This is a genomic window from Altererythrobacter sp. MTPC7 (assembly GCF_042851395.1).
Lineage (GTDB): Bacteria > Pseudomonadota > Alphaproteobacteria > Sphingomonadales > Sphingomonadaceae > CAJXSN01.
Map to the genome: position 1 here is coordinate 1 of NZ_BTGS01000051.1, position 528 is coordinate 528.

1 protein-coding gene is annotated in these 528 nt (G+C 61.9%); it reads right to left on the reverse strand.

Annotated elements, in window-relative coordinates; genetic code table 11:
* Window positions 1–32 precede the first annotated feature (32 nt).
* On the reverse strand, window positions 33–528 hold a 496-nt coding region (locus ACGHJ7_RS14780), incomplete at its 5' end, for an integrase core domain-containing protein (protein ID WP_390479185.1).

The following is a 528-nucleotide window of genomic DNA, read 5'->3' on the forward strand; positions in this document are numbered from 1 at the left end:
TGACGTGACCCCCAGCTTTCCCCCAACTGGGATTAGAGCCGGACAGTTGTTTTGCGCATAAGCGCGGTTGAAGCAATGGGCTGCGTAGCGGAGCCCGAAGGGCGTAGCGAAGCAGGCCATTGCTTATCCAGTTCGGCGGCGAACGCCGCCGGTGTTGCGTAGCCAAGGGATGAGTGCGGTCTCTCCCGGTTGTAGTCATCCACCCAGGCAGCGATCTCGACACGGGCATGGGCCATGCTCATGAACAGCGTCTCGTTGAGAAGCTCGTCCCGCATGCGACCGTTGAAGCTCTCGACATAGCCATTCTGCATCGGCCTTCCGGGCGCGATGTAATGCCACTCCACACCGATCTCCCCGCACCATGCCAGCACGGCGTTGCTGGTGAACTCGGTGCCATTGTCGCTGACGATCATGCCGGGCTTGCCACGCTGGGCGATCAGTTCGGCCAGCTCGCGAACGACACGGCGACCAGAGATCGACGTGTCCGGCACTGCTGCCAGACACTCCCGGGTCACGTCATCGACCACA